This window comes from Nonomuraea lactucae (assembly GCF_003313395.1).
In the GTDB taxonomy this organism is placed as follows: domain Bacteria; phylum Actinomycetota; class Actinomycetes; order Streptosporangiales; family Streptosporangiaceae; genus Nonomuraea; species Nonomuraea lactucae.
Genome location: NZ_QNFZ01000889.1, coordinates 1 through 7,135, shown reverse-complemented (window position 1 = coordinate 7,135; position 7,135 = coordinate 1). Strand labels below are relative to the sequence as shown.

General features: G+C 71.6%; 7 protein-coding genes and 1 pseudogene. 4 read left to right on the top strand and 4 right to left on the bottom strand.

Features of this window, described 5'->3' with window-relative positions:
• The 3 genes and pseudogenes from DQW85_RS30735 to DQW85_RS30725 all read right to left on the bottom strand — a co-directional run.
• A pseudogene (locus tag DQW85_RS30735) lies at nucleotides 1-309 on the bottom strand (hypothetical protein); the annotation flags it as partial.
• A complete protein-coding gene (locus DQW85_RS30730) occupies nucleotides 306-1,670 on the bottom strand; it encodes a lactate utilization protein B (protein WP_205315534.1) in 1,365 nt (454 codons plus the stop codon). The gene DQW85_RS30730 and the pseudogene DQW85_RS30735, both read right to left, overlap by 4 nt.
• 17 nt (nucleotides 1,671-1,687) lie before the next feature.
• Complete coding sequence (locus DQW85_RS30725) at nucleotides 1,688-2,425, bottom strand: (Fe-S)-binding protein (RefSeq protein ID WP_113703306.1); 738 nt, start codon at nucleotides 2,423-2,425, stop codon at nucleotides 1,688-1,690.
• 108 nt (nucleotides 2,426-2,533) lie between these two features.
• Between DQW85_RS30725 and DQW85_RS30720 the strand changes: the two genes are divergently transcribed.
• Complete coding sequence (locus DQW85_RS30720) at nucleotides 2,534-3,244, top strand: FadR/GntR family transcriptional regulator (RefSeq protein ID WP_113703305.1); 711 nt, start codon at nucleotides 2,534-2,536, stop codon at nucleotides 3,242-3,244.
• A 39-nt stretch (nucleotides 3,245-3,283) separates the two neighbouring features.
• On the opposite strand, the gene DQW85_RS30715 is transcribed toward DQW85_RS30720, so the two are convergent.
• Nucleotides 3,284-4,723, bottom strand: a complete 1,440-nt coding sequence (locus tag DQW85_RS30715; RefSeq protein ID WP_240197527.1) for a sulfatase family protein — start codon at nucleotides 4,721-4,723, stop codon at nucleotides 3,284-3,286.
• Between the two features lie 81 nt (nucleotides 4,724-4,804).
• On the opposite strand from DQW85_RS30715, the gene DQW85_RS30710 reads away from it, so the two are divergent.
• From DQW85_RS30710 to DQW85_RS30700, 3 genes are all read left to right on the top strand, one after another.
• Entirely contained in the window at nucleotides 4,805-5,806 is a 1,002-nt protein-coding gene (locus DQW85_RS30710) for an LLM class F420-dependent oxidoreductase (protein ID WP_113703303.1), read from the top strand.
• 24 nt (nucleotides 5,807-5,830) lie between these two features.
• A complete protein-coding gene (locus DQW85_RS30705) occupies nucleotides 5,831-6,478 on the top strand; it encodes a response regulator (protein WP_113703302.1) in 648 nt (215 codons plus the stop codon).
• 46 nt (nucleotides 6,479-6,524) lie between these two features.
• A partial coding sequence (locus DQW85_RS30700) for a DUF4328 domain-containing protein (RefSeq protein ID WP_113703301.1) occupies nucleotides 6,525-7,135 on the top strand: 611 nt, incomplete at its 3' end.

The window sequence follows — 7,135 nt, the reverse complement described above, 5'->3', positions numbered from 1 at the left end:
GCCGCCGGGCGGCGCGGGGACCGCCGCGGACCACTCCTGCGCGAGCCCGCCGGGGACGAGCATGCGCCGGCCGCCGACCAGCTCGGCCACCTTGGCGGGCACCTCGGCCGCGGGGACCACGTGCACGATCGCCCGGTAGTCGCCGACCCGCTCGGCGAACAGCCCCACCAGGTCGGCCACGCCGGTCGTGGTGCGGTAGGCGCGGGGGATCTCCACCTCGGGCGCGCCCTGGACGGCCCGCCGGATCCGGGCGAGGATCTCCTCGCGCGCGCCGCCCGTGGCCGGCCTGCTCCCGTGACTCTTGCTCACCCTTCGCGCTCCCACCAGTCTCTGAAGGGCTCTTCCGGGATCTCCGGCAGGTCCCTGGTGTCGGTCCACGCCGACAATGGGCCGGGCAGCCGCCTGGGCACCAGCCCGCGCAGCCTCGTGGCCGCGCGCTGCGCCCTGGCGAGCCGGGCCTGGTCGTCGAGTATCCACCCCGCCACGCGCATCCCCGCGCGTTCGGCCATGCCGTGGGGCGCCTTCGCGCGCAGGTCGACGAGGACCTCGGGGATGTCGATGGCGACCGGGCACACCTCGTAGCAGGCGCCGCACAGGCTGGAGGCGTACGGCAGCGAGGCGTCGAGCTCCGTCTCCATGCCCCGCAGCTGCGGGGTCAGGATGGCGCCGATCGGCCCCGGATAGACCGAGCCGTAGGCATGGCCGCCGGCGCGCTCGTAGACGGGGCAGACGTTCAGGCAGGCCGAGCAGCGGATGCAGCGCAGCGCCTGGCGGCCCACCTCGTCGGCCAGGACGTCGGTGCGGCCGTTGTCCAGCAGCACCAGGTGGAAGTCCTGGCCCTCCGCCGCCCCGGTCCACATGCTCGTGTAGGGGTTCATCCGCTCGCCGGTGGAGCTGCGGGGCAGGAGCTGGAGGAACACCTCCAGATCGCGCCAGGCGGGCAGCAGCTTCTCGATGCCGACCACGCTGATCAGCGTCTCGGGGAGCGTCAGGCACATGCGGCCGTTGCCCTCCGACTCCAGGACGACCAGCGTGCCGGTCTCGGCGATCATGAAGTTGGCGCCGGAGACGGCCACCTTGCTGCGCAGGAAGCGCTCGCGCAGGTGGAGCCGGGCGGCCTCGGCCAGGGCGGCGGGCTCGTCGGTGAGGCCCGGCGGCGCGCCGTCCATCCTGGTGAGGAAGATCTCGCGGATCTCGGCCCGGTTGCGGTGGATGGCGGGCACCAGGATGTGGCTCGGGAAGTCGTCGCCGAGCTGGACGATCAGCTCGGCCAGGTCGGTCTCGTAGGCGGTGATGCCCTCGGCGGCGAGGGCCTCGTTGAGACCGATCTCCTGGGTGGCCATGGACTTGACCTTGACCACCTCGGTCTCGCCGGTGGCCCTGACGAGGCCGGCGACGATGCGGTTGGCCTCGGCGGCGTCTCTGGCCCAGTGCACGTGGCCGCCCGCCCCGATGACGGCCTCTTCCAGGCGCAGGAGGTAGCGGTCGAGGTTGCGCAGGGTCTCGTCCTTGATGGCCTTGCCCGCGGCGCGGAGCTCCTGCCAGTCGGGGAGCTCGCCGACGACCGCGGCGCGCTTGCCGCGGATGGTGTGGGTGGCCTTGCGGAGGTTGTAGCGGAGCTGCGAGTCCCGCACGGCCCGCGCGGCGTTCTTCGGGAAGTCTCCCGGCATGCCCAGGAAGGTGGCGCTCACGGTGTCCCGCCCTCTTCGGTGGAGGCGAGGATCTCGGCGAGGTGCATGACCCGGACGCCGGTCTTCTGGCGGCCGAGCGTGCCGCCGATGTGCATGAGGCACGAGTTGTCGGCCGCGCAGAGCACCTCGGCGCCGGTGTCGAGCACGTTGCGCGCCTTGTCGGCGCCCATCGCGGCGGAGACGTCCGGGTTCTTCAGCGCGAACGTGCCGCCGAAGCCGCAGCACTCCTGCGCCGCCGGCAGGGACACGAGCTCCAGGCCGCGGACCTTCTCCAGCAGGCGGGTGGGGCGGTCGCCCAGGTGGAGGCCGCGCAGCGAGTGGCACGTCGGGTGGTAGGTCACCCGGTGCGGGAAGTACGCGCCGACGTCGTCGACCTCCAGCACGTCCACCAGGAACTCGGACAGCTCGTGGACCTTGGGCGCGACCTCGGCGACCGCCACGGCGCCCCGGCTGCCGGGCCGTACCAGCCTGGGGTACTGCTCCCGCACCATCGCCGCGCACGAGCCCGACGGCGCCACGACCGCGTCGTAGCCGGCGAACACCTCGGTGAAGTGGCGCGCGAGCCGCACCCCCTCCGCGCGGTAGCCGGTGTTGACGTGCATCTGGCCGCAGCACGTCTGGGCGGCGGGGAACTCGACCTCGCACCCCAGCCTGCGCAGGAGCGACACGACCGCCCTGCCTGTGCGAGGGAAGAGCGTGTCGTTCACGCACGTGATGAACAGGGCGACTCGCACGACCGTCCTTCCGGGGTGCCGGACCGAGGGTTCCGACGTATGGTCGGACCACAGTATGGTCAGACCATACCGAACCGACCGCAATCGTGGAACCACAGGGGGGACCCGTTGACCGGTACCGGCTGGCACCCTGTCAGGAAGACCCGCACGTTCGAGGACGTCCTCGCCCAGATCGAGCACCGCATCGCCGCGGACGGGCTGACGGCCGGCGACCGGCTCCCCCCGGAACGCCGGCTGGCCGAGCAGCTCGGCGTGAGTCGCGCCTCGGTGCGCGAGGCGATGCGCGTGCTGGAGACGCTCGGGGTCGTGACGTCGCAGGTGGGGCGCGGCCCGGACGCGGGCGCCGTGCTCACGTCCAGGCCCGACAGCGCGCTCAAGGACCTGCTGCGCCTCCATCTGGGCCTGGCCGCGCTGGAGCCGCGCGAGGTGATCGACACCCGGCTGATGATCGAACGCTGGGCGGCGGCCCGCGCGGCGGCGACCGGCCCCGAGGTGTCCGCACTGGCCGAGGCGATCAGCGGGATGGACCGGGCGCGCTCGCCGGAGGAGTTCGTGGAGCACGACACGGCGTTCCACTGCGCGCTGACCGAGGCGTCGGGCAACCGGCTCCTCGCCGCGTTCATGCGGTCACTCCGCGACTCGCTGAGGAGGTACTCGGTCGAGGCCGTCGTGCGCCTGGGAGACACTTCGGCACTCCAGGCGGACCACCGGCGCATCCTCCAGGCCCTCCGCGACGGGGACCCCGCCGAGGCCACCCGGGCGGTCACCGATCACCTGGCCCGCGCCTATCCGTCGCTGCTGCCCGACGTCACCTCCTGAGCACCTCCCGGTCTCACGCGGGCACGGCCTCCCGGCCGGTCACCGCCGGGAGTCGGCGTCCCGGCAGGTGGCTCCAGAGCAGGCGACCATGGCGCGAAGGCGCTCGTCCAGGTCGCGCAGGAGCTGCGGATCGGCACGGCCGGCCAGGTTGTGCAGCTGGTTGGGGTCGGTGGTCAGGTCGTACAGCTGCGTCTCCCCCGTGCCGTAGCGGACGTAGGTGTGGGTCTGGGTGCGCAGCGCCTGGTAGGGCGGCACGGGCGTCTGGTTGGCCGACACCTGGTCGAGCGGCCTGGAGAACTCGACGAGCACGCTGCTGCGCCACTGCGCCGGCCGCTGCCCGCGCAGCAGCGGCACCAGCGACCTGCCCTCCGCGAACGGCGGCAGCTGGGCCCCGCCGAGCTCGGCGAATGTCGGCCCCAGGTCGACCGTCGACGCCATGTCGCCGATGACCGAACCCGGCCGCACCCCCGGCCCCCGCACCACGAGCGGCACCTTGATCGACTCCTCGAACGGGGTGGTCTTGCCCTGCTTGATGCGGTGGGTGCCGAGATGGAAGCCGTTGTCGGAGGTGAAGATGATGTAGGTGTTGTCGAGCTTGCCGGTCGCGGCCAGGGTGTTGACGACTGTGCCCACGAGGTCGTCCACGCCGAGCATGGACCGCATCCTGGTGCGGTAGCGGTCGTCGACGTGGGCGATGTCGTCCTCGGAGAGCGGGGGCAGGTTGCGCATCCAGGCGGGCTCGGCGCTCATGTCCTCCTGGTTGAACGACGGCGGGCGGGGCGCCTGGCCCCACAGGAACTCGTCCATGTGGCGGATCGCCGGGTTCGCCGGGTTGTGCGGCCCGACCGGCGCGAGATACAGGAAGAACGGCTCGGTGCTGGTCGTGATGAAGTCGGCGGCCTTGCGCCCGAGCACGTCGGACAGGTAGTCGCTCTCCGCCCAGCCGTAGTCGACGAGGTTGCCGTTCTCGTTGAGGCGGTAGCCGTACTCGTGGTAGAGCCTGCGCACCGGCACGTCCCACTCGTGCCAGCCGGGCGGCACGTAGGTCGTCGCGGCGCTCGCGCCCGGATAGTGGTTGAGGTATTTGCCCATCAGCCCCGTGCGGTATCCGGCCTGCTGCATCCAGAGCCCCATGGTGGAACGCTCCAGACCTTGGGCGAAGAAGCGGTCGAAGCCCCCCTCGGGCGCGGTGTTGGTCAGCACGCCGTGGCTGTGGACGTACTGCGAGCGAAGGATCGACGCGCGTGAGGGGCAGCACCACGAGTTCGTCACGAAGTAGCGGTCGAACGTGGCGCCCTGGCTGACCAGGTGCCGGGTGATGTTCGGGAAGTAGGCCAGCGGCCCGTCGTCGAGATCGTCGGCGAGCACCATGACGATGTTGGGCTTGGACTGGCGTGCGTCCCCTGTGGCGATCGTGGGCTCGACAGCCGTGACGAGCAGCAGGAGGACGGCAAGGATGCGGCACAGAGCTTTGACCACGGGATTTGACCTCCCCGGAGGATCATGCATTGACACCCGAGCCCCGCCGTGGCCGTAATAGAACATAATTCGGGAGGTGTCGTGAAGCTCGGTTTGAACCTGGGATACTGGCAGCGAAACGCGGACGACGCAACCGAGACCGTGCTGGCCGCCGAGCGGCTGGGCTACGACTCGGTGTGGACGGCCGAAGCCTACGGCAGTGACGTGTTCACCCCGCTGGCCTGGTACGGCGCCCGGACGTCACGCATCAGGCTCGGCACGTCCATCGCGCAGATGTCGGCCCGCACGCCGGTGACCACGGCGATGACGGCGATGACGCTCGACCACCTGACGGGCGGACGGCTGCTGCTCGGCGTGGGCGCCTCGGGCCCGCAGGTCGTGGAGGGCTGGTACGGCCAGCCGTTCGCCAGGCCACTGGCGAGGACGCGCGAGTACGTCGAGATCATGCGCAAGGTGTGGCGGCGCGCGGACCCGGTGACCAACGACGGCCCGCACTACCCGCTCCCCCTGCCCGGCGGCCTGGGCAAGCCGCTCAAGCTGATCACCCACCCGCTGCGCCGCGACATCCCGGTCTACCTCGGGGCCGAGGGGCCGAAGAACGTCGCCCTGGCCGCGGAGATCGCCCAGGGCTGGCTCCCGCTGTTCGCCTTCCCGACCAAGATCGAGGAGATGTACGGCGAGGCGCTCGCCGCCAGGGATCCCGGGTTCGAGATCGCGGCCATGGTCATGGTGGTCATCTCCGACGACGTCAAAGCCGCGCTGAACGGCGTGAAGATGATGCTCACCCTCTACATCGGCGGCATGGGCGCGCGGCAGCGCAACTTCCACGCCGACATCATCGGCAGGATGGGCTACGCCGAGGCGGCCGAGCGCATCCAGGCGCTCTACCTGCGAGGGCGCAAGGACGAGGCGTTCCAGGCGATCCCCGACGAGCTGGCCGACGGCATCTCGCTGGTCGGCCCGCCCGGCCGGATCAAGGAACGCCTGGAGCTCTGGCGCGCCTCCCCCGTCACGAGCCTTCTGGTCATGGGCCCGCGCGACGAGGAGTCGCTCACCACGGTCCGCGACCTGGTGCTCGGCTGAACCGCCGATCCTAGAGTTGGGCCCGTGACTATTCGCGTGCTCATCGCCGACGACCAGGAACTCGTGCGCACCGGCTTCCAGATGATCCTGGACGCGCAGCCGGACATGGAGGTCGTGGCCGCCGTCGCCGACGGCGCCGAGGCCGTGGCCGAGGCCAGGCGGCTGCGACCGGACGTGTGCCTGCTCGACATCCGGATGCCCAAGCTGGACGGCCTGGAGGTGACCCGGCTGCTGGCGGGCCCGGGCGTCGAGCACCCGCTGCGCGTGGTGATCGTCACGACGTTCGACCTCGACGAGTACGTCTACGGCGCGCTCCGGGCGGGGGCCACCGGCTTCCTGCTCAAGGACAGCGGGCCCACGCTGCTGATCGAGGCGGTCAAGGCGGCGGCCGACGGCGAGGCGCTGGTGTCGCCCTCGGTGACCGTGCGGCTGCTGCGGCACCTGGCCAGGCCGAGGCGGAGCTCAGGATCGCCGGACGAACCGCTGACCGACCGTGAGCTGGACGTGGTCCGCCTGGTGGCCAGGGGGCGCACCAACCAGGAGGTGGCGGCCGAGCTGTTCGTGTCGCTGTCGACGGTGAAGACCCATCTGGGCAGCATCCAGGCGAAACTCAGTGTCCGAAATCGAGTGGAGATCGCAGCTTGGGCGTGGGAATCCGGCGTGGTGAGCTGATTAACAACGAGGCTGGCGGGATAGAAGTGAATGAGAACCTCAGCGCATGGCCCGGGGGGAGAACAACGTGCGCTACGCCCAGCCACCCACGAAAGCCGCCTCTGCCGTCTACGTGACGCTCACCGCGCAGGTCCTCTCCCTGGGCGCTCTCGTGATCTTCGAACTCACTCGCGGACACCGCCTCGCCGCCCAGCTCGCCGCGTTCGGCGGCCGTCCGCAGGGGGCCGACGCCGAGGCGGTCGTCGGCGCCGTGACGGTCTTCGCCGTCCTGATCATGCTGGTCGCCGGCACCACGATCGCCGCCGCGGCCGCCTACACCACCTGGCTCGTACGGGCCCGGCAGGCCAACGACCGGGCGGCCCCCTCGCGTCCGGTCATCACGGCCTGGCTGGTGCCGGGGGTCAACCTGGTGGCGCCGGCGGTGCTGGTGGACGGGGTCTGGCGCGGCGCCCGGCCGCCGTTCGACCGCCGCGCCCGCTGGCTCGCGCTGCTGGCGACGTGGTGGGTGAGCTGGCTCGTCATGCTGGCGCTGGTCACGGTCCGGCTGCCGCTGGACGGCTCGGCCGGCGGCCTGACGGGGGCGGGGGTGCCGGAGCTGGTCGCGTTCGCGGTGTCGGCCCTGCTGTGCGGGGCCACCGTGCGGACCGTGACCGGCAT